The organism is Paenibacillus xinjiangensis, from assembly GCF_059686975.1.
In genome coordinates, this window is record NZ_JCAALS010000017.1 from 34,959 (window position 1) to 60,812 (window position 25,854).

Below are 25,854 nucleotides of genomic sequence, written 5' to 3' on the forward strand. Positions count from 1 at the left end.
ACGATGAAGACCAATAACCACATGGGCTTGAGCAGCCATGTGGTTATTGGTTGTATCCAGATATTAATGACTTTGAACGGGCTCCACATGTGGTGCATTAATTACACCGCTAGCATTCAGCCATGTACCGCCGACTAAGCGTCCTTTGGCGAACACGGCTTCCCGCTTAGGCACAGACGCTATCGCGTGCTGCGCATTCAAGGCATCCACTAGGATAAAGTCGGCACGGTCGCCAATTTGGGGTGTTAGCGTGCCTTTGGAGATTAATGGATAGACTTTCAGTAAGGTGTCATCAAGCGTCCAGCCAAGCTTCTCCGCCAGACGTGAGCCGCGTGCCAGCAAGTCACCATTGCCGAACGGACTCCATGCATCCAGAATGTTATCGCAGCCAACGCCGACTCTAACACCCGCTGCAATGAGCTGATCGACACGCGGCATAGGACGATCAATCGGTACACTCGTAATAATTCCTACATCCTGTGCGCGAAGACGATGGGCTAATTCCAGTGATTCCGATTCCGATACACGGCCAAGGCCATAAGCATGGCTGACTGCCGTTCTTCCTTGCTTGCCAGCTTGCTCTGTCAGATCAATAAAGCGGTCAATCGTATAAAGACCAAGATGAGAGCCATCATGCAGATGAAGATCCACACCAGCATCGAACTCACTGCTTAGCTCGAACATGGCCTCTAGGCTGCGTTCCAGTTGACGATCCAGACCTGCAGGGTCTACACCGCCAACCAGATCAGCTCCTGCTCGAAGAGCATCCTTCATTAATTGAACGGAGTCGGAGCGAAGAAGTCCTTGCTGCGGGAATGCCACAATCTCCATACTCATGCGGTCCTTATACTCCTCGCGCACCTCCAGGACATCCTCCAAGTGCTTGATGCCGATGCTAGGATCAACATCAATATGAGTGCGAATCGAGGTGGTGCCGTAGCTTAAGAGCACTTCAATTAATCGACGCGCCCGCTCGGCTGCTGTAGTAGGCAGCTCAGCGAGCTTGGATTTCTCGAATCGCAGCTGGCCTTCTAAGGTAATGAATGGCTGAAGCGGCTTCCATGGCTCACCAAGAAAATGTTTGTCCAGATGAATATGATGGTCGGACAGTGCTGGCAGATAGAGCAGTCCAGCCGCGTCGATGGACGGAATGGATGGCTCCTCGCTAGCGTCCTGCCCGCTGGGTACAATTGCAGCTATCGTTCCTATGGTTAGATCAAGTGTTAAATCGAACAAATCTGCACCAATACGAACTTGATTAAGTTTTGCTATATCCATGCTGAGTCATCCTTTATCTCGTATTTTGTCATCCCCTGCTAAAAGGCTGTTAATGTGCTCCCAGATAAGCTTTAACCATTCGCTCATCATTCAATAATTTGGCGGAATGACCTTGTAAGGCAACCTTACCGTTCTCCAGCACGTAGCCGCGTTTGGAAATCGATAATGCCTTATGCGCTAGCTGCTCTACGAGTAAAATAGAGGTTCCCTCATGTGTCAACGTCTGAATCGTCTCGAAGATCTCGTTAACAATGATGGGCGCCAGACCGAGTGAGGGCTCATCGAGCAAGAGCAGCTTCGGCTTGCTAATCATCGCCCGGGATAAGACGAGCATCTGCTGCTCGCCGCCGCTTAGCGTGTATGCCAGCTGATCACGCCGTTCATGCAGCCTAGGAAACCGCTCAAATACAAGCTCCAGCTCGCGATAGAATTGCTGCTTCGATACAGAGCCAATCTTCTTCTTCAGTCCCATACGCAGGTTCTCGAGCACAGTCAATGTACCGAATACTTCTCTTCGCTCTGGAACAAGCGAGACGCCAAGATTGGATGTTCTGCTCGCGGAGATATTCGTAATGATCCGGCCATCATAACGGATTTCTCCAGCATGCGGCTTCACAAGTCCCAGTATGGATTGCAGCAGTGTAGACTTGCCGGCCCCATTCGACCCAATAACAGCAACAATCTCGCCTTCATGGAGCTCCAGGTCGATACCCTTAAGAGCGTGTACAGCTCCATATCGTACATCTAGACCTTTAATTTGCAGCATCAGCAGCCACCTCCTCGCCCAAATAAGCTTCAATAACGCGAGGATCATTCAGCATCTGCTCCGGCTCACCCGTACCTATAACTTTTCCGAAGTCGAGTACAGTGACCGTATCGGATACGCGCTTAACGAAGTCCATATGATGCTCAATTAGAATGACAGTCATTCCATGTCCAACCAGCTTCTTAATCAGTCGCTCCAGCTGTTCGATCTCGGAAGATGTCATACCTGCCGCGGGCTCATCAAGCAGCAGCAGGCTTGGCTCCATGGCGAGTGCCCGTGCAATTTCGACCATTCGCTGATGTCCGTAAGGAAGCTGGCTGGCCGGAATATGACGATCGCCTTCATAGCCAATTAGATCCAGCAGCGCTTGTGCTTGATTCTGCATTTTTCTTTCTTGGCGGATAACCTGAGGTGTGCGAATGAGGGATTGTGCGAGCCCGCCTCTTTCCCTCGTTGTCATGCCTGTCATTACATTCTCGAGTACAGAGAGCTCCATGAACAATCTGGAATGCTGGAACGTCCGTGCAATGCCTTGTAGAGCAGCTCCGGATAAGGAACGCGGTACGAATGCCTTCCCTCTCAAGCTGATGGAGCCACCATCTGATTCATACAAGCCAGATATCACGTTGAGCAGTGTGGTTTTGCCCGCACCGTTAGGTCCAACTAAAGAGTGAACCGTTCCAGAATGGATGGTGAAGCTGATATCTTTCAAAGCATGCAGCCCGCCAAAATGCTTATTCACATCGTCAAGCACAAGAATCTGCTTCTCCGCCGTCCGAATGGATGCAGTGAATAGCTTCGATTCATCAATCTTTACGACATTGCGGCCACGACCCGCGGGTCCGACCGGTTTGGTGAACTTAAAGCTCAGCTTGCTGCTGAAGATTGAGGCGATTGTGCCGACGATACCTTTGGGCATGAAATACAGCACAGCGAACATAATACCTCCGTACAATGCCATACGAAGCTTTTCCATATGAAGAACTTCTGGAAGAAAGACGATGATGGTTGCGCCGATAACTGGACCGAGCACTCTTCCAGCACCGCCAAGAATGACGATGAGGACCAGCTGTACACAGGTCTGGAATCCGTAAGTGTCGGGGCTTACGAAGCTGTTCGCATGAGCATAGATTGCGCCTGATAGTCCTGCAAGGACGGAGCTGATCGCGAATCCAGCATATTGAACGGCGAATTTACGTATTCCCAGTGAGGCTGCTGCAATTTCATTTTCCTTGGATGCAATCATTGCTCTTCCCCATGCAGAACGACGCAGGTTCCAAGCTAGAAGCATCGATAATACGGAGACGCCTAGAACAAGCAGGTACATATCCTTGAGAGTAAAAGCATAGCTGCCGATAGTCGGCTTAGGTATGCCAGAAATACCTAATGGCCCGCCAGAGAAAGCATCCCATCGAATTAATACTTCGTGAATGACGACGCCGAAGGCGATGGTAATCATCGATAGATAGACGCCGCCTGCGCGGATGGTTGGTATCGAAATCAAGGTTCCAATTAATAAGGATACGAAGACGCCAATTATGGCAACGATCCAGAAGGAAAGCTCATATTTGGTGCTCAGGAATGCTGATACATAAGCGCCTATCGCCATCAGCCCAGCATGCCCAATAGAGACAATGCCGCAATAGCCGATTAATATATTCATCCCTGTGCATGTGATTACAAATATGCCAATCATAAATAGCAGATTCAAATAGTACGTATCCGTCAGCCAAGGCATGGCGGCTAGAAGGACAACAGCCGCTATCGCGACTATTGCAGCCAATGGGCCCCTGCTGTTCACTGCTTTTTGTACGAGTACACTCATCTTGCGCCCCCCTCTTCGTTCCTACTTATACTTTCACGACTGTTCGGCGTGCGTTGAATAGTCCCATCGGCTTCCAGTACAGCACGAGTATGACCATTCCGTACACGAACATTTCGCGGAACGAAGTGGAAATATACTGTCCGATAAATACTTCTGCTACACCAAGAATGAGTCCCGCCGCAACAATGCCCTTCGGATTGTTAACACCTGCAAGAATAGCAACGGAGATGGCCTTCAGACCTAATGGAAGACCAATGTCGACAGAAACCGCGTAGTTGGTTGACATAAGAGCCCCACCAATACCTGCGAGCAGACCGCTGAGCACATAAGCAACGGCCACTACCTTGTTGCTGCTCACGCCCATCATTTCAACCGCTGTCCGATTGTCTGCCGTCGCCCTTAGCCATAAGCCCCAATAGGATTTCTTATAGAACATAATTAACAGCGCAAGCAGGATACCGACTACGGGAAGAAAAATAAATTCCTTCCAATAAATGCCCGCTCCGAATATTCGGAGCATGTCATTGCCTACTGGCGAGGGAGTTACTCCCTCATCCGGTCCGTTGAAGTAGAGAGCAACGTCTTGAATAATAATGCCAACTGCAATGGTGCTGAGCACCCATTCAATAGAATTGGCATCTTTACTGAACTTGCGAATCGCCAGCCTCTCAATACCGATACTAAGCAGCCCGACTAACCCGGCCGCGATAGCGAATGCGACGAGAAAAGGCATTTCCCCATGCCCAGCAAGGCTGAACATGAGTACTCCTCCTAACATAACCAGTTGTCCCTGAGACATGTTGAGCGTCCCATTCACGACAAACGTTAGACTATAGCCGAGGGCGATTAGAGCGTAGAGACATCCAACCGAGAGCCCGCTGATAACGAGCTGCAGGATAAGCGACATGGCCATCCCTCTTTTCGTAGTAGTAGTTGCTGATGATGGTTAATTGCTTATTGCAGCTCAGAGATGACAAGCTTGCCGTCCTTCCATACACACATCACGTAGGAGTTAACATCAATAGCATCGTGATTCTTTGCTGTGAATACTTCATCCCAGCCTCTAATAACACCGTTATAAGCGCCAAGGCCAGACTCAAGAGTCGTTCTGATCGCTTCGCGGTCTTTACCCAAATCGCCCGTAAGCTCTGACTTGGCAATCGCTTGGAACAGGATCATTGCACCATCATAGCCTTGTGCAGCAGAAGCGAAGGTCGTTGGGATATGACCGAACTTAGCTGTGAAATCCTCGAGGAACACTTTGGCAGGCTCACGTGTCTGCTCTACATTGAAGTTCGCCGTTTGAATAGCAAAGGTACCTTCAGCCAGCTCTTGGCCAACCTCTTGAGCGCCCTTGTTAGCCATACCATTCTCACCTACAACAGGAACCTTGAATCCGAGCTTATCCATCGCTTGCAGCACGTAGCCATTGGCAGCACCTTGACCGAATAGATAAATAACTTCTGCACCAGCTTCCTTAGCGTGGTTAACTTGTGCAGTCATATCTTTGTCTTTGGCATTATCGAAGGACTCTACTGCAACAGGCTTCAATCCTTCAGCTTCCAGTACTGTAGTCATTGCCGCAGCGGCGCCTTTGCCGTAACCACCGTTCTCATGCAAGATTGCAATCTTTGTTGTACTGAAGTGCTCTTTAATAAAGTTCAATGCATATTGGGCGGTAATATTAGCATTCATACGAACGCCGAAGCTCCAAGGCATTCCGCTCTCAACCGATGCTGGAACGTTAGAGGTCGCCACAATAAACGGAAGCTTTTCTTCAATTAGAATAGGTGATTGTGCCAGCATAACGGTACTGTGGAAACCGCCAATCGCGCCAAGCACTTTTTCTTTCTGTGCAAAATCACGGATAATGCTAATGCCGCGTGTGGGATTCTGCTCCGTGTCACGAACCACTAGCTCAACCAGACGTCCATGAATGCCGCCTTTGGCATTTATTTGATCAACAGCTACTTGCACGCCCTGATAGAGGTTGACGGAGTTCATCGCGTTATCGCCAGTAGCTTCTGTAGACATCCCGATGTAGATTGGGTCGGTGCTCACTTCTGGTGCAGTGGTATCTCCTGTGGTGTTAGCTGTCGTCGTTCCCGCGTTGTTATTCGTGCTGCCGCAAGCAGCCAATGTCCATGCCATAACAACCATCATTGCGACTAGTGACCATTTCTTCAACATTATTCCTTTCATTCTTCCCCAGCTCCCTTTATTTGTTTGTTTAGTGTAGACCCAGTGGAACATACTCAGATTGGGCTTGAGCGACCTTCAGGCCGCGTTTCCAGACCGTTCGATGCTCTGGTCGATCAAGCAGGACATCACGAGCAGATGATACAGGGAACAGCACCATATCAGCTGACGCACCAGTCTTAATGCCGTAATGCGCTAGTCCCAGCGCCCTTGCTGCTCCATCCGTCAGCATGCGAAGCAGCTGCCTCGCATCTGAGTCGCCTCCCATATAAGCGGTAACGGCAAGCAGCCAAGCGACTTCCAGCGGATCTACTTTGCCGAAGGGGGTGAATGGATTGCGCACATTATTCACGCCGATCGTTACATTCACGCCGCGCTCCAGCAACAGCTTCACTGGTGTAAGTCCCCGTCGATGCTTCTCGCGGTCCCCTCTCCCGTTAATATACAAATCCGTTGCCGGTAAGCACATCACATGGATATCCGCTGTACGAATGAAATCAGCCATGTTAGCTGCTTCCTCATAGGGCAGTGATCCAAGCGAGGTAACGTGACCAGCGGAGACAAGTCCCTGCATGCCAGCGGCAATCGTACGCTCCGCAATCTGTTTAATGGCTAGCTGCTGCGGGTTATCCGAGAAATCAGCATGGAAGTCAATCGGCTTGTGATACTTCTCTGCGAGATCGAAGACGAACTGCAGATGCTCCTCCACGAGATCAGGATCCTGATAAGGAATGCCCCCCACCACATTGCCGCCCATCCGCATGGCTTCATCCATGAGCTCAGCTGTGCCAGGGCTTGCGAATATCCCCTCCTGAGGGAATACAACCACCTGCAAATCAAGGAACGGCTTGAACTGCTGCTGAAGCTCCAGTGCCGCCTCGAGCGCTGTGAGTCCTAGAATCGGATCGACCTCGGCATGACAGCGCATGTGCGTGACACCGTTTCTAATCGCCTGTCGAATAACTGCCTCCGAACGTGCTTGAATATCTTCACGTGTGAAGCCATGCTTCATCATTGCCGTCATCTGGATGGCTTTCTGCAGAGAGTCAGCTTCTCCATCCATTCGTGAGAGCAGGTAAGCTTTGTCCAGATGGATATGAGGCTCGACCAGACCTGGCAGGAGCATCCCGCCATGACCCTGCTCCCGAACTTTCGCCTCCAGAGTGGGTGAGCCTATTGCGGATACTGATGCTATAACCCCATCCTTCACACCGATGTTCATGAAACGAGACTCCTCCGGAAGCCGAACATTTTCAAGCAGTAAATCCAGCATATGTCCACCCCGCCAACAAAAATGTCATATTATCTAACACAGAACTTCTTATGGCAAAATTATACATAGTGAGGTCGACACTGTCATTGTCCTCATCGTACAAAGATTTCCTGAAACATTGGACTTATGTAACAACATAAACTTCATTCTTGTTGTGAGCTTTCATTACAGCTAACACAAGTGGATTTCCCGCACTGGTTTATGGGTAATAGGAAGCTTCCATTGATAATCAGAAGCCCATTATCGAATTCTTATTCCAAACGGGCGGTGCGACCGATCAAACTATCAACAGAACGGGGTCATGACGATTGATGCTAATGATCCATCGGTAGCGGGCGATCATTTTGCGGAGATTAAGATGCTGACGAATCGGAAACCCAATATGAAGGTTGAATTCGACCGGAAACAGGATTATGAAGGCTAGCTCGCTATGTATCGCGGTGATTATTTGGAGGAGCTGGACTGTTAACGGGAAGGGGCTTCAGGCTGTACTACGACTCACCGAGCTTCAGGAAAGAGAGCCTTATTCTGATGAGATCTACCGGTATACGCTCCTGGCATACGAGAATTTGCAGGATAGAGCAGCCTTGCAGCGTTATATTATGAGGGCATCGAGGAGCTGGTGGGGAGAGAGCTTTGAATCGAGCCGGAGACCCAGACCAAAGAGCTGTACAAGCGAAGCGAATACAGAAGAGACTAAACCGAGTATAGAAACAACAGAAAAGGAGCTCTTGCGAGCTCCTTTTCCTGACGACAGCGGTTATTGGTTTGAGTTATTAGATTTCACACGGTAACAGAAATCGATGGAGCAACTATTTGCAATCGGTGTACAATTCCACTAATGCTTCATCGTGAACCGACTGCTTCAATTTCATATGTTTCCATATGAGCTTGCACTAGAATGCGCGTGTGTTACGGAACGTGTCTTTGGCACAACCCTCCGCTTCTATACTGAGTGGACTAAATCCTCTTGTAGCCCTTGCACCGTAAGGTTCAACGGAACCACACCTCTCTTCGCGTCGTCCTTAATTATAATGTCCGAAGGTCTTGGGCTTTATACAGCATATCACCTATTTTTTTTCTGATGACTTGATTAATGACCCATCTTCTTCCACTTGCGCTCATGATTCGTTGTTTCTGGAAACCGCTGGCCCTTCTCCAGATGCACCTTCTTAGGGTTGTTAATGCCCATATGGAAGGAGTTCACGCCGTCTTCGATATAAGTACCGTCGTTCGGAGCTTTATCTCCTGGAGAAAACAATGTCCATTCACCCATTCTTGTTCACCTCCTCGAAGAGACAAACGAATGCTGTCCCAAGCTTTAGTATGGGCTGCAGCTGTGAGGATCATGAACACCAGAAAACGGGAGTCAACAAGACTTGTCAGAAGGTAGGCGATTTGATATAATGAACAGATGCGAGTATGTAAGAACCTCGCTCCTTGCCCCATTTATGGGGCCGTTAGTCCAAAAGGAGGTGAAATAAAATGCGCAAATATGAAGTGATGTACATTATTCGTCCAGATGTTGAGCAAGAAAACGTTCAAGCCATCGTCGACAAATTCAATGGCATTATCAACAACGGCGGAGAGGTCACTAAGACTGATGTGATCGGTAAACGTCGTCTTGCGTATGAGATCAATAAGATTCGTGATGGTTACTACGTTCTGGTTCATTTCAACGCAACGACAGAAGTTGTGAACGAACTCGACCGCATCATGAAGATTACGGATGAAGTTATCCGTACATTGATCGTCAGAGACGTCGCTTAGTCCACGTTTGATTGATCGATTGGGAGGTCTATAACGATGTTGAATCGTGTAATACTGATTGGCAGATTGACGAGAGACCCCGAATTGCGCTATACACCTGCTGGTGTAGCAGTTACGCAATTTACGATAGCAGTAGACCGGCCTTTTACTAGCGGTCAGGGCGAACGCGAAGCGGATTTTATTCCGGTTGTGACTTGGCGGCAGCTTGCTGAGACATGTGCGAACTATTTGCGTAAGGGACGCTTAACAGCGGTAGAAGGTCGCATTCAGGTGCGTAACTACGAGAATAACGAAGGTAAACGTGTCTATGTGACGGAAGTCATAGCGGATAACGTTCGTTTCTTGGAATCTAACCGTGAAGGCGGAGCTCCACGCGAAGAGGGCGGCAGTGGCAATAGCGGCGGCGGTTCAGGCGGCAATAGCGGTGGTGGCGGATCTTTCGGCGGCGGCAACGCTTCTAATAGCGGTGGCGGTAGCCGGTCCGGTAATAACTCACGTAACGACAACCGTGATCCGTTCTCGGATGATGGTCGACCGATCGATATATCAGAAGATGATTTGCCATTTTAATTGAAAGGATGGATTCGAATGAGCTTTAAGCCAAGAGATGGTGGAGATGGAGAACGTCCAGAACGCAAATTCGGCAACCGTAAAGGCGGCCGCAACAAGCGTCGTAAAGTATGTTTCTTCACTGTAAACAAAATCACTCACATTGACTATAAAGATACTGATCTGCTCAAAAAGTTTATCAGCGAGCGCGGCAAAATCTTGCCACGTCGTGTAACTGGTACGAGCGCGAAGTATCAACGCCTGCTCACTGTTGCGATCAAACGTTCGCGTACAGTAGCATTGCTACCTTATACAACTGAGTAGTATGTACTGCTCTTTAGAGCCTGCCTGAGATTATTCTCTGCAGGCTTTTTTATGTGCTCAGGTCAGCTGACTAGTAAGGAATTTCATCAAGCACCACAAATTGCATCGTGAATTTAATGGTGATTGTGAAATACTATTTATAAAATAATGATGAGTAATGGATGACTTCCATTTGTAACCAATGGTTTTTTAATTCATTTTCTCATAAATATGTCGAATTAACTATGTAATCATCGTTTTTTTGGTGACATTACCTGTCAACTAATCAATTTCAAGCTGTTTTTGTGTCAATTCATAAAAATAGGTTATTGAACATTTTGTGAAACAGGACTACAATTGACTATAGAAATGGGAAGCTGAATTGTTTGTATGCTCGTGCCTGTGAAATATTTCACGTAGGATCGTATTTTCAACAGTTCGACTTGTTCATGAAGTGAAGTTGTCATCAGTTTAAATTAAGGCAAGGGAAAGGGAGGCTATAATTCGTATGTCCGAAACCGTAACGCAACAACCCGAGAATGGTGCAGTAGAAGCAGCATCTGTCCAAGTCGATGTATTGGAGCAGCTGCTTAACCCAGAAGTTCAGAAGTCGCTTACTGTATTGGTAGACAATCTACCGAAGCTGGCAGAAATGGTTACTCTTATGACGAAAGCTTATGATGTAGCAACAACTGTAGCTAACGACAAAGTTCTTATGAATGACATGACTCACGGAATCGCTGAATTCGCTAAGCCAATTACTGACAAAGCAAAAGGCATCGCTGCTGCAGCTATTGAAGCTACTGACCGTGCGCAAGCTGATTCTTCGACAATTGGTCTTTTCGGTATGTTGAAAATGCTGAAAGATCCAGAAGTTCAAAAAACATTGCGTTTTGCGCAATCATTCCTAAGCGTATTGTCCGAGCGTAAAAGCAACTAATTCCAATAATACAAGAACGGAGGATAACCATGGCTAAACAAATTCTTATTCTAGGTGGCGGATATGGCGGCTTGCTGAGCGCACTGTCGTCCCGTGAACATTTCTCACCTGAGGAAGCGGAGATTACAGTCGTTAACCGCGTCCCTTATCATCAGATCGTAACTGAATTGCACCGTCTGGCTGTTGGAGGCCTGAACGAGCAGAACATTGCATTGCCTCTTGATAAGCTGTTGAAAGGCAAATCAATCAATCTGGTTATCGATACAGTTGATAACATCGCACCGGATAAAAAACAAGTGACTTTGGCTAAAGGCGGCACTTTCAAGTATGATACACTCGTTGTCGCACTTGGCGGAGAAACAGCATTCTTCGGTATTCCAGGACTTGAAGAGAACAGCATGACGCTGAAATCCGTTGAAGAAGCGAAAAAGATTGCTTCTCATGTTCAAGCTCGTATCGAAGCTTACAGCAAATCCAAAAACCCAGCTGACGCAACAATCGTTGTTGGCGGCGGCGGCTTGACTGGTATCGAGCTTATCGGTGAGTTCGCAGATATGCTTCCAAAATGGTGTGCAGCTAGAGGCGTTGACGTTAACGACATTAAGCTGTATAACATCGAAGCTGGTCCTTCCATCCTTGCAGGCTTCCCAGCCGAGCTGGTTGACCGTGCAAAAGCTAGCCTTGAGAAACGTGGCGTAACGCTGATCATGGGCGTTGCGGTTACAGAAGTGAAAGGCAATGTTGTTATGCTGAAAGACGGCAACACGATCGAGACGAACACATTCGTATGGACAGGCGGCGTTACAGGCAACCCTGTAGTAGCGAACTGTGGTATCGAAGTGAACCGTGGTCGTGCTACGGTTACTGAGTTCTTGCAATCCACATCGCATGCAGACATCTTCCTTGCTGGAGATAACGCAGTCGTTATGGGCGCTGAAGGCCGTCCGTTCCCTCCAAGTGCACAAATCGCTTGGCAAATGGGCGAGGCTATTGGCTACAACATCTATGCAAGCTCCAAAGGCATTCCGATGAAGACATTCCAATTCGTTAACTCGGGCGTACTTGCAAGCTTGGGTAGAAAAGACGGAATCGGAACAGTTGGTGCTAGCCAGCTTCGTCTCAAAGGAACAGCAGCTTCCCTTATGAAGGAAGCAAGTAACGTGCGCTACCTGTCGCATGTTAACGGATTGTTCTCCTTGGTACACTAATTCCAATATCCATTGGATTAAGCTCTCGTCATTCGTGACGGGGGCTTTTTTATTGGGTCTGAATCAGTGCTGTCCATTACGCCTCTGATTCGCAATTGAACTTTTATTAATGGTATAATACCCTTTAACATATTGAAGGTTATGGCAAAATAGGGGGGTTGTTAGATGGAGGATCACATACGTACAGGCACCGGGAGATTCAAACGCTTCATATTGAATAATAAGTTTGTTCTATTCCTGCTGGTCTTGCTGCTGGTCGGACTGAATATTATGGTCTTCACGAAGGTTTCGTTCATATTCACACCGATTACAGTTCTGCTCAAAACTATTGTATTGCCTGTTATTCTGGCAGGTATCGTCTATTACTTATTGAACCCAGTGGTTGATCTGCTCGAACGCAAGGGTATCAAACGAGTGTATTCGATTCTGTTATTATTCATTATTATAATCGGCATTATTACAATCCTTCTAGTTGCAGTAATTCCGCTTATCTCTGAACAAGTGACAGAGCTGATTAACAATTTGCCGAAATACACGGAGCAGATTAGAGATGAATTTGACGTTATTATGGGTAGCTCTCTATCGAGTCAGCTGCAGAGCTGGTTCGATGTGAATACAACCGATGTAATGGGAGAGCTGACTGGCAGAATTACGTCTGTGCTTAATAATGCATGGACCAGCATCGGTTCATTCGTAGGTGCGCTCAAGGAAATCGTTCTTGCCATCATTACACTTCCATTCATTTTGTTCTATTTGCTTAAGGATGGTAAGAAGCTTCCAGACAAAATTGTATCTTTCATGCCTGTTGCCATGCGTACTCCGACGCTTCGTGTAATGGGAGAAATGAATAGTCAGATCAGCAGCTATATCCGCGGTCAGATCGTCGTAAGCTTCTGCATCGGGATATTGCTCTATATCGGTTATGTGATTATTGGCCTGAAATATTCGCTGGTGCTGGCGCTGATCGCCGCTTGTACCGCGGTCATCCCTTATCTGGGGCCTGCTATCGCGATTACTCCTGCGGTAATCGTAGCTGCTGTTACCTCACCGGTCATGCTGCTCAGCATGATCGTCATCTGGACGATTGTACAGCTAATTGAGGGCAAGTTCATCTCTCCACAGATTATGGGCAAAAGCTTACAGATTCATCCGATTACGATTATCTTCGTTATTCTAACAGCAGGTAATTTATTTGGAGTAGTCGGTGTTGTCCTTGCCGTTCCAGGGTATGCTGTATTGAAGGTGATGTTCAATCATTTGTTCGGCTATATGACATCCAAGTCTGCGTTGTATAAGGATGAGAATAAGACTTAGATTGAGTGAAAGGCTTCATGTGTTATAAGGAACGAAGCAAATCGAATAAGCAAATACCGGAGGGGCCTGTCATAACAGGCCAGCTCTATCCCTTTATTATGAGAGAGCCTGTATCGTTTCGTTGCAGGCTCTTTTTGTTATGCATGAACAAGAGGGGTTTGAAACAGTATGACGTTCATTTTGTTTATTCATTATTAAAAACTCCCCCGAACGTCTATAAGACGTATCGAGGGAGTTCCTTAAGGTGACTATATAGAGAAGCGGATGACTTCCGCTTATTAGGCTGTTTCAACAATAGCTTCTTCATTGCTATTGTCTTCGTTCTCAATAATGAGCTCGACCTTCTTAATGCGGTGCTTGCCGATCTCACGAACAATGAATCGCATATTTTGATGTTGAAGCTCTTTGCCTGGCTTAGGATCTTGAATCTCGCTATATAACCAGCCGCCAACGGTATCAACTTCTTCATGCTCAAGATTAACGCCAGTTAGATGGCTGAGCTCATCAAGGGATACTTTACCGTCGAGCAGGTAGCAGTTATCTTCAAGCTTCTCAATATCTTTGCGTTCGTCGCCATCGAATTCATCACGAATCTCACCAACGATCTCTTCAAGAATATCTTCGATCGTAATGAGACCAGAGGTTCCGCCGTATTCATCCATTAGAATAGCGATATGAACACGTTCCTGCTGCATGCGCTTAAGAAGCGTTTTGACCGGAAGCACCTCGGATACCGTCAGTACAGGATGAACAAGCTTCTTGAAGTCGAACTCTTTGTTCTCTTGGAATTCAAGGAAGAGCTGCTTCGTATTAATCATACCAATAATATTGTCTTTGCTCTCGGTAGCTACCGGGAAGCGAGTATATTGTTCTCTACGAATAATTTCCATATTATCTATTAATGAATTGTTGGAGTATAAACAAATCATGTCTGTGCGTGGAACCATAATTTCTTTGGCCAGCATTTCGTCGAATGCAAAGATGCGGCTTACATAACCATATTCCGTGTTGTTGATCTTACCGCTCTGATAGCTGTCATTCAGAATGATCTGAATTTCTTCTTCAGAATGGGCCTCTTCATGCTCTTTGGCTGGCTTCAGTCCGAATAGACGAACTAGAGCGTTGGCCGAACCATTGAGAATCCAAATGAAGGGAAACAAAATTTTGTGGAACAAGATAATTGGTTTTGCAACCATAAAGCTGATGAATTCTGCCTTTTGGATCGCCCATGATTTAGGAGCAAGCTCACCAATCACGACGTGCAGGAAGGTTACAGCTACGAATGCAATGACTATGGATAAAATATGGCTGATACTGCTGTCTACATTGAAATTCTCGAATAAAGGGAGAAGAATAAGTTCTACCGTTGGTTCACCCAGCCAACCAAGTCCGAGAGCCGTGATCGTAATACCAAGTTGACACGCTGACAGATAAGCATCCAGATTGCTTGTTACTTGTTGTACGGCAAGTGCGTTCTTCTTTCCTTCAAGGACCAATTGATCCACACGGCTCGCACGAAGCCTAATAATAGCAAATTCTGTAGCTACGAAAAAAGCGGTCAATAATATTAATACGGCAATCATAAATAGACTGAATCCTATACCCATTGTCCTCGTTCACAATCCTTTGTTTTTTTATTTTAAGTTCTTATGAACTACTATAACGAACTTATCGTATACTTTGCAATCTCTCTATTTAACTATACAAGTCTATTACCTTCGAATTTAACGCAAAAAACGATACTGAGAACACATTATTAGCAAATATCTCGTCTTTACAAGGGTATGTATATGAGCGTATGATGAGTTCAATTGAACTTGAAATACAGATGTAGGAGGAAGGCGACATGCAATCTTTCACGCTTACTCGCAAAGAAATGGCTAATCTGCTGCTTGCTCTGCATGGCCGATATAGCGACAATCCGCTGCAAGTGCTGCAGCAGGCTTGGAAAAAATCACATCGTGACGCCTATGAATCGGGTTCGCCGCTGCCGGCTTTTTTGTCTACGGCACTGCCACCCGTCTTAGTTAAGATGATAAAAGGCAATGAGGTGCGCGGCTTCTCGCTACAGGAAATAGCGGCCCTGGGCCAATTAATTGAGTACTCCCATATGTCTATTACCTCTATGCAGAATTGGGTGAAGAGAGACTTCAAGGCTTATTTCGATTGTCCGAAAATAGGCAAAAAATATTCGCTGAATCAAGCCGCATTATTGTTTGTTATTGAAGATCTGAAGTCAAATCTGGATTTCGACTCCATTCGCAAGTTATTCGAAATCTTGTTCAACAAGCCCGAAGACGAGCATGATGATCTCATCGGTCCACTCGAGCTGTATGCGTCCTATTCCACGATGTTCGAAGAAATGGATGCGAATAATGATCAGGTGCTGGATATCGTCGGTCATGTGAAGGGCGGACGCAACCAGGATTCCCTTACAGAGAATGCGATTCGTTCATCGGCAGACCGCTTCGTTGATCAAATTCCGCATTTGACAGAGGAACAGACAGAAGCGCTGCGCAACATTCTATTCATCGCCGCGATCTCGATTCAGACGTCTTACTTCCATTCCTTAGCAAGGCGCTATTGCAATGCCACACTGTTCCTTAAGGAGCAGCAATAGAAGGGGGAGCAAGTAGTAGTGGAGAGAATTATACAGTATTGCAAAAGCAAGCCAGGAGCTTATGAGGACTATCCATTCGGACCTCAGCCCTTAGTGATGAAGGTTGCAGGCAAAATGTATGCCTTACTAAATGAAGATTCGATCTCACTGAAATGCGACCCCGTCATTGCTGAGAATTTGCGTGAGCAGTACGCAGCTGTGAAGCCGGGCTACCACTTGAATAAAAAGCATTGGAACACGGTCGACTGCGACGGTTCGCTGACAGAGGATGAGCTGAGCAGCATGATAGATCATTCTTACGAGCTTGTAGTGGCTAGCTTAACGAAAGCAGCGCGGTCCGAGCTGTCAGTTCTTCGGCCATAGCCTAGAAGAACTGCAAAAGGCAGATGCCGATTGGACCGGCTCCGCCTCTATTCCTTAGAACTTATTCGTTTGCTGCTCCGCCCAATCCCCGATAATTGGAAGCTTATACGTTCTGCCCTGCAAGGTGAGCAGCATAAGCGCTATCCATAATATGAAGCTCACGGGCGCTAGTATAAGATTCAGCAGCCACCCAATAAACGGAATGAACTGAAATACAAGATTAAGCACGAACAAAGGAACGAACGTAGCAATAGACTGCATCGCATGAAACTTGACGAACCGACTCTGTTTCTCGATAGCAATGAATATAATGCCGGTTACAAATACTCCCAGATAGCATAATAACCCAACAACCTTGGGGTCTAGTCCAGTTGATGATTGATCTGGCTCGAGCGAAGGGGATTGCATAGAAGAAGGTCACCCTCTCTATTGTTATTCCTGCATTGAGTGTATTCGTGGTCAAGCACCTATATTCCTTTTTATTCCCACAACTGGAAGACAGATTTTGTAAAGCTTTTGTAACCTGCCGCTCTCTTCACTCGTCTAAAATGTAGAAGTGTGTGATATTCGCACTAGACGACAATTGAGCGAGGAGCAAGCTTCCTATATGAAGATGAACAAAAAACAAAAATGGATCTATACGATAGCGGCAATTATTGTTGTGCTTGGCACAGCGGGTTATTTCAATCGCGGGGCACTTGCCATGCTCGGGTTCGAATGGTTTCTGGAGGATTCGGTAGCTGCTAAGCTGGAGCAGACGTACAAGCCAATAGAGGGAAGAGAGCCTGTTCCCATCGTTAGCAATGAGGAAGATAAGCAGCCACTTTCTCTCCTGTTGCTCGGTGTGGACCAGCGGGGCAAAGAGATAGGGCGTTCGGATACGATGATCTACACGGTCATACGGCCGAAGGATGGGGCTATCTTAATGCTGTCAATTCCTCGAGATATGTATGTGGATATAGTGGGTAAAGACAAGAAGGACAAAATTACACACGCTTACGCCTTCGGCGGGGCGAAGATGGCAGTAGAAACGGTAGAGAAGCTGTTCGCTGCTCCGGTTAATCATTATGCCACGATTAATTTCGAGGGCTTCCGGAATGTTATTGACGCCATGGGAGGAATCGCGCTTCCCATTGAAGAAGATCTAGTAAATGATGATCCTGATCATGAGCATTTTGTCGTGAAAGCGGGTCAGAGTGTATATAATGGTACGGATGCGCTCAATTATGTGAGATTCCGGGAAGATGCCGGAGGTGACATGAGCCGCACGGGCAGGCATCAGGAGTTCGTGGGCGCTATGCTGGATAAAGCTTCTGGAGTGGGGCAATGGGCGAAAATTCCTGAATTGATCGACATCATGGGTGATAATTTCAGCACGGACCTGCGGCCTGAGCAAATGATTAACTTGGCACAGGCGATGCTGCAGACAGATACTCGCACCATCTACAGTCATACGCTGAAGGGTGACGGGCACCGGCTTGTTGCTGGCGGTACATGGTACTATTTCTCCGATGAAGAGGACTTGTCTAAGGCACAGTTGATGATCGACAGCTGGATGAATGCGGACACAGTGAAGAATGAGCTTATCCTGCCTGACAAGTACGTATCGAAATCCAGTAAGCCGGTCTCATCCTTATCGAGCGAGAGCAGCACAGAACGGGCCGTACATTAAGAATTATTATGCAGGACGTATATGAAGTGACGAGGAATGGAGTTGAAGGACGGATGAATATTGCTTTTTTTCTGCTGCCTAAGCAGGAAGTGGTCACAGTAACACAAGAAGCAACGCTCAGGCAGACCCTGGAGAAGATGGAGCACCACCGTTATACAGCTGTTCCTATTATTGACGAGCAGGGTGGATACGCAGGAACTGTCACAGAGGGCGATTTGCTGTGGTTTATGAAGAATCGGGCAGATCTCACGTTCGAGTTAACGAATAAGGTCAAGCTGTCCGAGGTGCCGCTGCGGCTGAATAATCGCTCAGTCCAGATTGACGCCAACATGGCGGATTTGATTACGCTGGCTAAGGTACAGAACTTCGTACCTGTGACTGATGATATGGGACGATTCATCGGTATTGTGCGCCGAAGTGAAATTATTGATTACTGCCAGACGATTATGCAGGGTACGATGAAGCTTGAAGCATAAATGCTGATTAGCTGTTTAGGCATAGCAGCAATCGAGTGCCGGTACTGAAGTTTTGACATGGGGTCATATTTCTTCCTACATATGGGAAAAATGTGGTCATATAGTCGGAATTAACTTCAGGAGGGGCTCGCATGAAAGAGAAAGAGCACCAAAAAGGCGGAAACCGAAAGAGGTTCCGTCTTTTTGGTTTATTAGCGGTCGTCATTATTGCTTGCTATACCGGCTGGTATCGCAGCGGTGGAGATAGCGGAGGCGCAGCAGGAGGTGACTATGCTTCCAACAGGCTGAGCAGTGCTCAGCAAGCCTTAGTTGCCCAGCAGCAATGGACAGAGGCAGAGCTGGCGAAGGAATATGATACCGTCATTCAGGGTGGGAGAGTGATGGACCCTGAGTCCGGGCTGGACAAGACAGGCTGGAATGTGGGGATTACAGGAGGAGAGATCGCGATTGTAACCTCACAGCCTCTGACAGGCAAACGCATCATTGATGCTGAAGGTCTCGTTGTGGCCCCAGGGTTCATCGACAATCTATCCTATGACCCGAATCCACTTGGTGTATGGCAGAAGATTGGAGATGGCGTTACGGCGAATATCGCTATGCATGGCGGCACGTCCACACCCAAGCAGTGGTACAGCTATTACGAGCGTAATGAAACGCCCGTGCACTTCGGCGCTTCCTTCTTCTATACGCAGGCACGCAATCAGTTCCGTCTGGGCCGTTATGACAGTGCGCAGCCAGAGCAGATTGGGCTGCTTGTGCAGCAGGCCGAGCAAGCCCTGAATGATGGAGCGCTGGGCATTTCCTTCAGCCTGGAATATGTGCCGGGCATCTCGGCGGCGGAGATTATTCCGCTTATGGAGCTGGCAAGCGAGTACAATGTGCCTGTCTATTTTCATGCGCGGTATTCGGATATGGAGCCTCCAGGCACGAACATCGAGGCAGTCAATGAGTTGATTGAATATGCAGAGCTAACGGGCGCAGCCGTACATATTGATCATATTAACAGCACGGGCGGGACTTTCTCGATGGGGCAGTCCTTGAAGCTGGTAGACGAAGCGCGCAAGAAGGGGCTGGATCTGACGGCCTGCGTGTATCCGTATGATTACTGGGGCACTTATCTCAACTCCGCAAGATTCGATAAGGGGTGGCAGTCGAGGTTCCGTATCTCCTTCGAGGATCTGCAGATCGCCGGCACGATGGAGAGACTGACGGAGCAGACCTTCAGCCAATACCGCTCAGAGGGCAAGCTTGCTGTCGCCTATGCTATACCTGCTCAGGATGTGGTAGACGCGCTGAAGGCATCCTATGTCATGATTGGCAGTGATGCGATTCTGGAGCCGGGGCTGAACAATCATCCGCGCGCCTCAGGCACCTTCGCTCGGACGATAGGGCTGTATGTGCGGGAGAAGCAAACGATGTCCCTCATGGATGCGATTGCGAAGATGAGCTTATTGCCTGCCCAGCGGCTGGAGAAGCAAGCTCCATTGCTTCGCAAGAAGGGCAGACTATCGAAGGGGATGGATGCGGATATCGTCGTGTTCGATTACAAGACGATAATCGACCGATCGACCGTAGATAAGCCGGATCAGCTGTCAGGAGGAATCCGGTATGTCTTCATTGGTGGCAAGCTGGCAATGGATAATGGCAAGCTGAATAAGCAGATTCGGGTAGGTGAGCCGATTCGCAGCGAGTTTGTACGATTAACGGAGAAGTCTGGACAGCTTCAATGGGGAAGCACGAGTTATCCGGTAGTGACGTATAAGGAAGGACATTATGTCGACGTATATGCGCTGGAGCAGCATGGCTACCAGCTGAGCTGGAATGACATCCAGCATACCTTCTCAGCGGCTAAGAGCGAATCCTCGCAGCTATCAGAGGCAGGTCGCAGGGCGGGCATAGCCCCCGCGCTCGGACAGCTAATGCTGGAGCGCGGGTATCACTTAACGGCAGATGGTGTTCAAGCTGAGCTTTTATCGATTGGACAGCGGGCTTTTGTACCATTGTCTCTGCTGACAAGGCTTGGCTACAACGTAGCTAATGACGGAGACGTGTGGACCATAGAATAATGGCTTCGTGATGTGGATGGAAGCAGCGGTGCTTGGGAAGCGGGCTTGCGCAGTCTCGGCCCTGCCGCTTCATTCGGATAAGGTATGTACACTTGTATCTCGAGGACTTTGGCAGCAGGCACTCAGGCAGCGATGGGATTGTACGTGATATGTTGAGCTTTTATGCTATAATGGGGTGTGGAAAGTTTGTGTAATTAGCTAACGATTATATGCGCAAGAGGTGAAAGGTTTGAAGCCTGGTTTGAAGTCAGTACTTTGGAGCGTAGCGGCATTGCTCCTTATTTTGTCAGTAGCGGTACCTGGATTGAATATATTGACCGTCTTGCTCTTGATGGTGCCTTATGTGGTGCTGTACACGATGCTGTCGAATCGTTCGTTCCTGCTGCATCTTGTACCCGTCTGGATCATCGCTGCCGTTATATTAGGCCCCGCTGTCTTGATCATTGGATTGTTCTTCCTGATTCCAGCAATCTATATGGGACATATGTATCGTAAGCGGCTGCCGGCAGCCACGGTTATGAAGCGCACGATCCTTACGTTGCTAGCGCTAATACTTGCCGAGTTCTTAGTTCTCCAAGTGATTATGGATATATCGATCATCGACGAGATGGGGACGACAGCACGCACGATGTTCAATGAAACTGCTAAGGATCCACTCTTCTCAACCGTCTTGAATGACGACTACATAGAGCTCGTGATTCAGATGATGGTCAATTCAATTCCGATGGCTTTGATTATCGTAGCGGTCCTCTACACGATTATTACACATTATCTTTCACGTAAAATATTGAACGCGAGCGGCATGGACTTGCCGGGTGTGCCTCCAGCCAAAGATTGGAGACTGCCGCGGGTGCTTGTCGTGTATTACTTAATTCTGTATGTGATGGCTTTGTTCGTATCAAGCGAGGATACGTCATTCTTCTCTGTTGCATTGATGAATTTACTGCCGTTATTACGGTATGCCTTCGCGGTTCAGGCGGTTGGGTTCTTCTTCTTCATTGCTCATCAGCGCAAATGGAACAAAGCAGTTCCCGTGCTTATCGCTATTCCGGTTCTGCTGTTCCCGCCGCTTAGCTTGATCGGCGTGCTGGATGCTGCTTTTCCGATCCGCAAGTCGTTTACGAAATCATAGCACAGGAGCGATTAGGAAATGCCGAAGTTTCTCGTTACGCGTTGGCACGGAATGCATCAAATCTGGGCTTTCGTATTAATGGTTATGATGACTGTGACGCTTGCATGGTTTGAGTGGGTAATCGGACTTATCGCTCTGCTGTTCACGATTGCCGCAGGCGTCTATACGGTGCTTGCGGAGCGGGCATTCCGCAAAGATCTGAAGTCTTATCTAGGTACATTGTCTTATCGGGTGAAGAAAGCGGGCAATGACGTCATTGGCGAGCTGCCCTTCGGAATTATTCTGTATAATGATGATAAAGCAGTAGAGTGGCATAATCCGTTCATTGCGGAAATTATGGCGCAGGAGTCTGTTGTTGGCATGCCGCTAATTGAACTGTTCCCTACGCTTCAGCAGGTGAAGGACCGTGAAGGAACGGTTGAGGCTACGGTCGGCAATCACATCTATCAGCTCATATTCAAGCAGAAGGAACGGATTCTGTACGTACAGAACATTACGGAGCTGTGGCAGCTTAGCAAGAAATATGATGAAGAGAAGCTTGCCCTTGGGGTTGTGATGATCGACAGCCTGGATGAGGTTACTCAGGGGATGGACGATAATCAGCGCAGCTCTCTTCAGTCGAAGGTAACGACGGAGATTACGGAGTGGGCACAGCGTTATCAGGTGTACCTGAAACGGCTCACCTCGGATCGCTTCCTCCTTATTACGAATCAGAAGACGCTGAGACAGCTGGAGCAGTCCCGGTTCGTCATTCTCGATGAAGTACGGGAGATGACAGGCGATCAGAAAATCCCGATCACGCTCAGTATAGGCTTCGCTGCGGGTGCTGAGACGATTGTGGAGCTTGGGCAATGGGCGCAATCGAGCCTTGATATTGCCCTCGGCCGCGGCGGCGATCAGGCGGCTGTTAAGGTAGGCGGCAGGCAGTCCTTCTACGGGGGCAAGTCCAATGCCGTGGAGAAGCGTACCAGAGTCCGCGCACGCGTCGTTGCCCATGCCTTGCGGGACTTGATCCGTGAGAGCGGCAATGTGATCATCATGGGTCACAAGATGCCGGATATGGATGCGATAGGCGCCTCCATCGGTGTACTGAAGGCAGCTCAGCTCTTCGGCAAGGAAGCGTATATCGTACTGGAAGGCATCAATCCAGCCATTGAGAAAATGATGGAGCTGCTGCGTGAGGATGAGCGCTTCTCGAAGCGATTCATTACGCCCGAGCAGGCACTTGGCTTAGTAGACAGCCACACGCTCGCTGTTGTTGTCGACACGCATAAGGCCTCCATGGTGAAGGAGCCAAGGCTGCTTAATCAGACAAGCCGAATCGTTGTCGTCGACCATCACAGGCGGGGTGAGGAATTTATCGCGAATGCGATTTTGGTCTATATGGAGCCTTACGCTTCATCAACCTGTGAGCTTGTGACCGAGCTGCTGCAGTATATTCATGATCGCGTTGTACTTGATGTGCGTGAATCAACGGCGCTGCTGGCAGGCATTACAGTAGATACGAAGAGCTTCTCGCTTCGTACGGGTGCCCGTACCTTCGAGGCAGCATCATTCCTTCGCCGCAACGGAGCTGACTCGATGATGATTCAGCGCATGCTGAAGGAAGATCTCGAGGAATACGTGCGAAAAGCCGAAATTATTAAGCATGCGAGTGTTTATTACGAGCATATCGCGATTGCAGTCACAGAGCCAGGGCGCAAGGTCGCACAGCTGCTGATTGCCCAATCGGCAGATACGCTGCTTAATATGACAGACATTCTCGCATCGTTCGTCATTGGGGAAAGGCCGGATGGCTTGATCGGCATAAGTGCCAGGTCTCTCGGACATATGAACGTTCAGGTCGTTATGGAAAGAATGGGCGGCGGCGGACATCTGACGAATGCAGCAGCTCAGCTGGAATGCACCGTTGGAGAAGCAGCAGCTAAGCTCAAACGAATATTGGAAGAAATAGAAGCGGAAGAGGGGTTATTCGAATGAAAGTGATCTTTTTGAAGGACGTTAAGGGACAAGGCAAAAAAGGCGATGTGAAGGATTTATCTGAAGGATATGTACGCAATTTTCTATTACCTCAAGGACTTGCCAAGCTGGCTTCAGACGGCAACCTGAAAACTCTTGAAGTGCAGAATGCATCGGAAGAGAAACGCAAAGCGCAAGAGAAAGCAGATGCTCAAGCGCTCGGCAAACGGATGGAGGAAATGACGATCATCCTGAAGACGAAGGCTGGAGAAGGCGGCCGCTTGTTCGGAGCCATCACAAGCAAGCAGATTGCAGAGGCGCTTGCTGCTCAAGGAATCAAGGTCGACAAACGCAAGATTGAGCTTGAGGATCCGATCCGTACGCTTGGCGTAACACAAGTGCTGGTTAAGCTTCATGTAGATGTGAAGGCGAAGCTCAGCGTTCAAACGGTTGAAGAGTAGAGAATAGCAGCAGACAACAATGGCGATGCAGGGCATCGCTATTGTTGTCTCTGGATACAGCACCCTAGCTATAGGTAGGGTAGAGTGTCGTAAGTTACCATAGATTTATGGTGAGGGAAACTGCTACACTGTTCGTTGTAGATAACACGGAACTAGATCGGCCATTGATGAAGGCTAAGTTGAACATATAAGAGTGAAAGACAGTTGAATCACTCTCTCCCAAGGAGGGAACAATGATGAGTACAGAGCTGATGTTTGACCGTGTTCCGCCACAGAATCTAGAGGCGGAGCAGGCTGTTATCGGGGCAGTTCTGCTGCAGGATGAGGCGCTAATTACTGCTATGGAGCGGGTGCGCAGCGAAGACTTCTACAGCGTTCCCCATCAGCGGATATACGAGGCGATGGTGGAGCTGGCTGAGAGCAACCAGCCGGTCGACCTTGTAACGCTGACCGCACATCTTCAGGATCAGCAGCTGCTGGAGGAAATAGGCGGCGTCTCGTATTTGGCCAAGCTGGCTAATGCAGTACCGACAGCAGCGAACGTAGATTATTACGCTCAGATCGTGGAAGAGAAGTCGATGCTTCGTCGCCTTATTCGTACAGCTACGAACATCGTATCCGATGGATATGCCAATACCGATGAGGTCAGTGTGCTGCTGGGCGATGCGGAGAAGCGTATTCTCGAAATCTCGAACCGTCGTTCCAGCAGCGGCTTTATCTCGATACGGGATGTTCTAATGGAAGTATTCGAGAAGGTTGAATCGCTCTATATGCAGAAGGGCGGCACGACAGGCATTCCTTCCGGCTTCACCGATCTTGATAAAATGACCGCGGGCTTCCAGCGCAGTGACCTTATTATTGTCGCTGCTCGTCCCTCTGTTGGTAAGACGGCATTCGCACTGAACATTGCTCAGAATGTCGGCGTGCGGGCCCGTGAGACAGTCGCTATCTTCAGCTTGGAGATGTCGGCGGCGCAGCTCGTACAGCGTATGATCTGTGCCGAGGCGAACGTTGATGCGACACGGATGCGGACAGGCTATCTGGAGGGCGATGATTGGGAGAAGCTGACGATGGCGATTGGAGCCTTGTCTGAGGCGCAGATCTTCATTGATGACACGCCAGGTATTACAGTTGCAGATATTCGTGCCAAATGCCGTCGATTGAAAAAAGAGCGCGGGCTCGGCATGATTCTCATCGACTACCTGCAGCTGATCTCAGGTCGCGGCAAAGCCGGCGAGAACCGTCAGCAAGAGGTATCCGAAATTTCACGTACACTGAAGCAGATTGCTCGTGAGCTTGAAGTGCCCGTTATTGCCCTGTCCCAGCTAAGCCGGGGTGTTGAGCAGCGGCAGGACAAACGCCCGATGATGTCTGATCTTCGGGAATCAGGATCGATCGAGCAAGATGCCGATATCGTCTCATTCTTGTACCGGGATGACTATTATGACAAAGAATCCGAGAAGAAGAATATTATCGAGATTATTATCGCAAAACAGCGTAATGGACCGGTAGGAACCGTCGAGCTCGTCTTCTTGAAAAATTTCAATAAATTCGTAAGTCTAGACCGATCTCACGAGGATCCATCTCAAGCCTCCTAGACTTCCCGGTATATCCGAACAATTGCATGGGCAACCATACAATTGTTCGTTTTTGGTTTGACTTCTGATTGTTGGACTGCTA

General features: G+C 48.3%; 26 protein-coding genes. 17 read left to right on the forward strand and 9 right to left on the reverse strand.

Annotation, left to right across the window (positions count from 1 at the left end; translation table 11 throughout):
* Positions 1-63: 63 nt before the first annotated feature.
* The 6 genes from AC6ESP_RS17450 to AC6ESP_RS17475 are packed head-to-tail and all read right to left on the reverse strand — an operon-like array spanning position 64 to position 7,290.
* Positions 64-1,278: an amidohydrolase family protein gene (locus AC6ESP_RS17450; RefSeq protein ID WP_497098009.1), complete on the reverse strand. Its 1,215-nt coding sequence runs from the start codon at positions 1,276-1,278 to the stop codon at positions 64-66.
* 49 nt (positions 1,279-1,327) lie between these two features.
* The gene (locus tag AC6ESP_RS17455; protein WP_497098010.1) at positions 1,328-2,044 is read right to left on the reverse strand and encodes an ABC transporter ATP-binding protein; all 717 of its coding nucleotides are present in this window, start codon (positions 2,042-2,044) and stop codon (positions 1,328-1,330) included.
* A complete protein-coding gene (locus AC6ESP_RS17460; protein ID WP_497098011.1) occupies positions 2,031-3,869 on the reverse strand; it encodes a branched-chain amino acid ABC transporter ATP-binding protein/permease in 1,839 nt (612 codons plus the stop codon). The genes AC6ESP_RS17455 and AC6ESP_RS17460 overlap by 14 nt, the downstream gene beginning before the upstream one ends.
* Before the next feature lie 25 nt (positions 3,870-3,894).
* A complete protein-coding gene (locus AC6ESP_RS17465) occupies positions 3,895-4,776 on the reverse strand; it encodes a branched-chain amino acid ABC transporter permease (protein ID WP_497098012.1) in 882 nt (293 codons plus the stop codon).
* A 47-nt stretch (positions 4,777-4,823) separates the two neighbouring features.
* Positions 4,824-6,071, reverse strand: a complete 1,248-nt coding sequence (locus tag AC6ESP_RS17470; RefSeq protein ID WP_497098013.1) for an ABC transporter substrate-binding protein — start codon at positions 6,069-6,071, stop codon at positions 4,824-4,826.
* Between the two features lie 28 nt (positions 6,072-6,099).
* Positions 6,100-7,290, reverse strand: coding sequence for an amidohydrolase family protein (locus tag AC6ESP_RS17475; RefSeq protein ID WP_497098014.1), 1,191 nt, complete (start codon positions 7,288-7,290; stop codon positions 6,100-6,102).
* Positions 7,291-7,642: 352 nt separating this feature from the next.
* Here AC6ESP_RS17475 and AC6ESP_RS17480 point away from each other — a divergent pair, with 352 nt between their 5' ends.
* Complete coding sequence (locus AC6ESP_RS17480; RefSeq protein WP_497098015.1) at positions 7,643-7,765, forward strand: hypothetical protein; 123 nt, start codon at positions 7,643-7,645, stop codon at positions 7,763-7,765.
* A gap of 16 nt (positions 7,766-7,781) precedes the next feature.
* Complete coding sequence (locus AC6ESP_RS17485) at positions 7,782-8,135, forward strand: hypothetical protein (RefSeq protein ID WP_497098016.1); 354 nt, start codon at positions 7,782-7,784, stop codon at positions 8,133-8,135.
* 299 nt (positions 8,136-8,434) lie between these two features.
* Here AC6ESP_RS17485 and AC6ESP_RS17490 read toward each other — a convergent pair whose 3' ends face one another.
* The gene (locus tag AC6ESP_RS17490) at positions 8,435-8,617 is read right to left on the reverse strand and encodes a YjzC family protein (RefSeq protein ID WP_497098017.1); all 183 of its coding nucleotides are present in this window, start codon (positions 8,615-8,617) and stop codon (positions 8,435-8,437) included.
* 209 nt (positions 8,618-8,826) lie between these two features.
* Between AC6ESP_RS17490 and rpsF the strand changes: the two genes are divergently transcribed.
* From rpsF to AC6ESP_RS17520, 6 genes are all read left to right on the forward strand, one after another.
* On the forward strand, positions 8,827-9,111 hold the full coding sequence (gene rpsF, locus AC6ESP_RS17495; RefSeq protein ID WP_494848645.1) for a 30S ribosomal protein S6: 285 nt from the start codon (positions 8,827-8,829) through the stop codon (positions 9,109-9,111).
* A 36-nt stretch (positions 9,112-9,147) separates the two neighbouring features.
* Complete coding sequence (gene ssb, locus AC6ESP_RS17500) at positions 9,148-9,681, forward strand: single-stranded DNA-binding protein (RefSeq protein WP_497098018.1); 534 nt, start codon at positions 9,148-9,150, stop codon at positions 9,679-9,681.
* Between the two features lie 18 nt (positions 9,682-9,699).
* Positions 9,700-9,984 (forward strand): 30S ribosomal protein S18, encoded by a 285-nt coding sequence (gene rpsR / locus AC6ESP_RS17505; RefSeq protein WP_497098019.1) that lies wholly within the window; start codon positions 9,700-9,702, stop codon positions 9,982-9,984.
* A gap of 487 nt (positions 9,985-10,471) precedes the next feature.
* A complete protein-coding gene (locus tag AC6ESP_RS17510) occupies positions 10,472-10,903 on the forward strand; it encodes a helical membrane plugin domain-containing protein (RefSeq protein ID WP_497098020.1) in 432 nt (143 codons plus the stop codon).
* 29 nt (positions 10,904-10,932) lie between these two features.
* Complete coding sequence (locus AC6ESP_RS17515) at positions 10,933-12,111, forward strand: NAD(P)/FAD-dependent oxidoreductase (protein ID WP_497098021.1); 1,179 nt, start codon at positions 10,933-10,935, stop codon at positions 12,109-12,111.
* 165 nt (positions 12,112-12,276) lie between these two features.
* Positions 12,277-13,425: an AI-2E family transporter gene (locus tag AC6ESP_RS17520; protein WP_497098022.1), complete on the forward strand. Its 1,149-nt coding sequence runs from the start codon at positions 12,277-12,279 to the stop codon at positions 13,423-13,425.
* Positions 13,426-13,703: 278 nt separating this feature from the next.
* On the opposite strand, the gene AC6ESP_RS17525 is transcribed toward AC6ESP_RS17520, so the two are convergent.
* Positions 13,704-15,008 (reverse strand): hemolysin family protein, encoded by a 1,305-nt coding sequence (locus AC6ESP_RS17525; RefSeq protein ID WP_497098023.1) that lies wholly within the window; start codon positions 15,006-15,008, stop codon positions 13,704-13,706.
* Positions 15,009-15,271: 263 nt separating this feature from the next.
* Between AC6ESP_RS17525 and AC6ESP_RS17530 the strand changes: the two genes are divergently transcribed.
* A complete protein-coding gene (locus AC6ESP_RS17530; protein WP_497098024.1) occupies positions 15,272-16,045 on the forward strand; it encodes a DUF1836 domain-containing protein in 774 nt (257 codons plus the stop codon).
* Between the two features lie 18 nt (positions 16,046-16,063).
* On the forward strand, positions 16,064-16,408 hold the full coding sequence (locus AC6ESP_RS17535; protein WP_497098025.1) for an MmcQ/YjbR family DNA-binding protein: 345 nt from the start codon (positions 16,064-16,066) through the stop codon (positions 16,406-16,408).
* A gap of 54 nt (positions 16,409-16,462) precedes the next feature.
* Here AC6ESP_RS17535 and AC6ESP_RS17540 read toward each other — a convergent pair whose 3' ends face one another.
* Positions 16,463-16,816 carry a DUF4870 domain-containing protein gene (locus tag AC6ESP_RS17540; protein ID WP_497098026.1) on the reverse strand — a complete coding sequence of 118 codons (354 nt, stop codon included), beginning with the start codon at positions 16,814-16,816 and terminating at the stop codon, positions 16,463-16,465.
* A gap of 205 nt (positions 16,817-17,021) precedes the next feature.
* Between AC6ESP_RS17540 and AC6ESP_RS17545 the strand changes: the two genes are divergently transcribed.
* The 7 genes from AC6ESP_RS17545 (at position 17,022) to dnaB (ending at position 25,772) form a co-directional block, all read left to right on the forward strand.
* Complete coding sequence (locus AC6ESP_RS17545; protein ID WP_497098027.1) at positions 17,022-18,080, forward strand: LCP family protein; 1,059 nt, start codon at positions 17,022-17,024, stop codon at positions 18,078-18,080.
* Positions 18,081-18,133: 53 nt separating this feature from the next.
* The gene (locus AC6ESP_RS17550) at positions 18,134-18,556 is read left to right on the forward strand and encodes a CBS domain-containing protein (RefSeq protein ID WP_497098099.1); all 423 of its coding nucleotides are present in this window, start codon (positions 18,134-18,136) and stop codon (positions 18,554-18,556) included.
* A gap of 131 nt (positions 18,557-18,687) precedes the next feature.
* Positions 18,688-20,622 (forward strand): amidohydrolase family protein, encoded by a 1,935-nt coding sequence (locus AC6ESP_RS17555; RefSeq protein WP_497098028.1) that lies wholly within the window; start codon positions 18,688-18,690, stop codon positions 20,620-20,622.
* A 241-nt stretch (positions 20,623-20,863) separates the two neighbouring features.
* Positions 20,864-21,754 carry a DUF2232 domain-containing protein gene (locus tag AC6ESP_RS17560; RefSeq protein WP_497098029.1) on the forward strand — a complete coding sequence of 297 codons (891 nt, stop codon included), beginning with the start codon at positions 20,864-20,866 and terminating at the stop codon, positions 21,752-21,754.
* Between the two features lie 18 nt (positions 21,755-21,772).
* The gene (locus tag AC6ESP_RS17565) at positions 21,773-23,734 is read left to right on the forward strand and encodes a DHH family phosphoesterase (RefSeq protein ID WP_497098030.1); all 1,962 of its coding nucleotides are present in this window, start codon (positions 21,773-21,775) and stop codon (positions 23,732-23,734) included.
* A complete protein-coding gene (gene rplI, locus AC6ESP_RS17570; protein WP_497098031.1) occupies positions 23,731-24,174 on the forward strand; it encodes a 50S ribosomal protein L9 in 444 nt (147 codons plus the stop codon). The genes AC6ESP_RS17565 and rplI overlap by 4 nt, the downstream gene beginning before the upstream one ends.
* Positions 24,175-24,410: 236 nt before the next feature.
* Positions 24,411-25,772: a replicative DNA helicase gene (dnaB, locus tag AC6ESP_RS17575; RefSeq protein WP_497098032.1), complete on the forward strand. Its 1,362-nt coding sequence runs from the start codon at positions 24,411-24,413 to the stop codon at positions 25,770-25,772.
* Positions 25,773-25,854 lie beyond the last annotated feature (82 nt).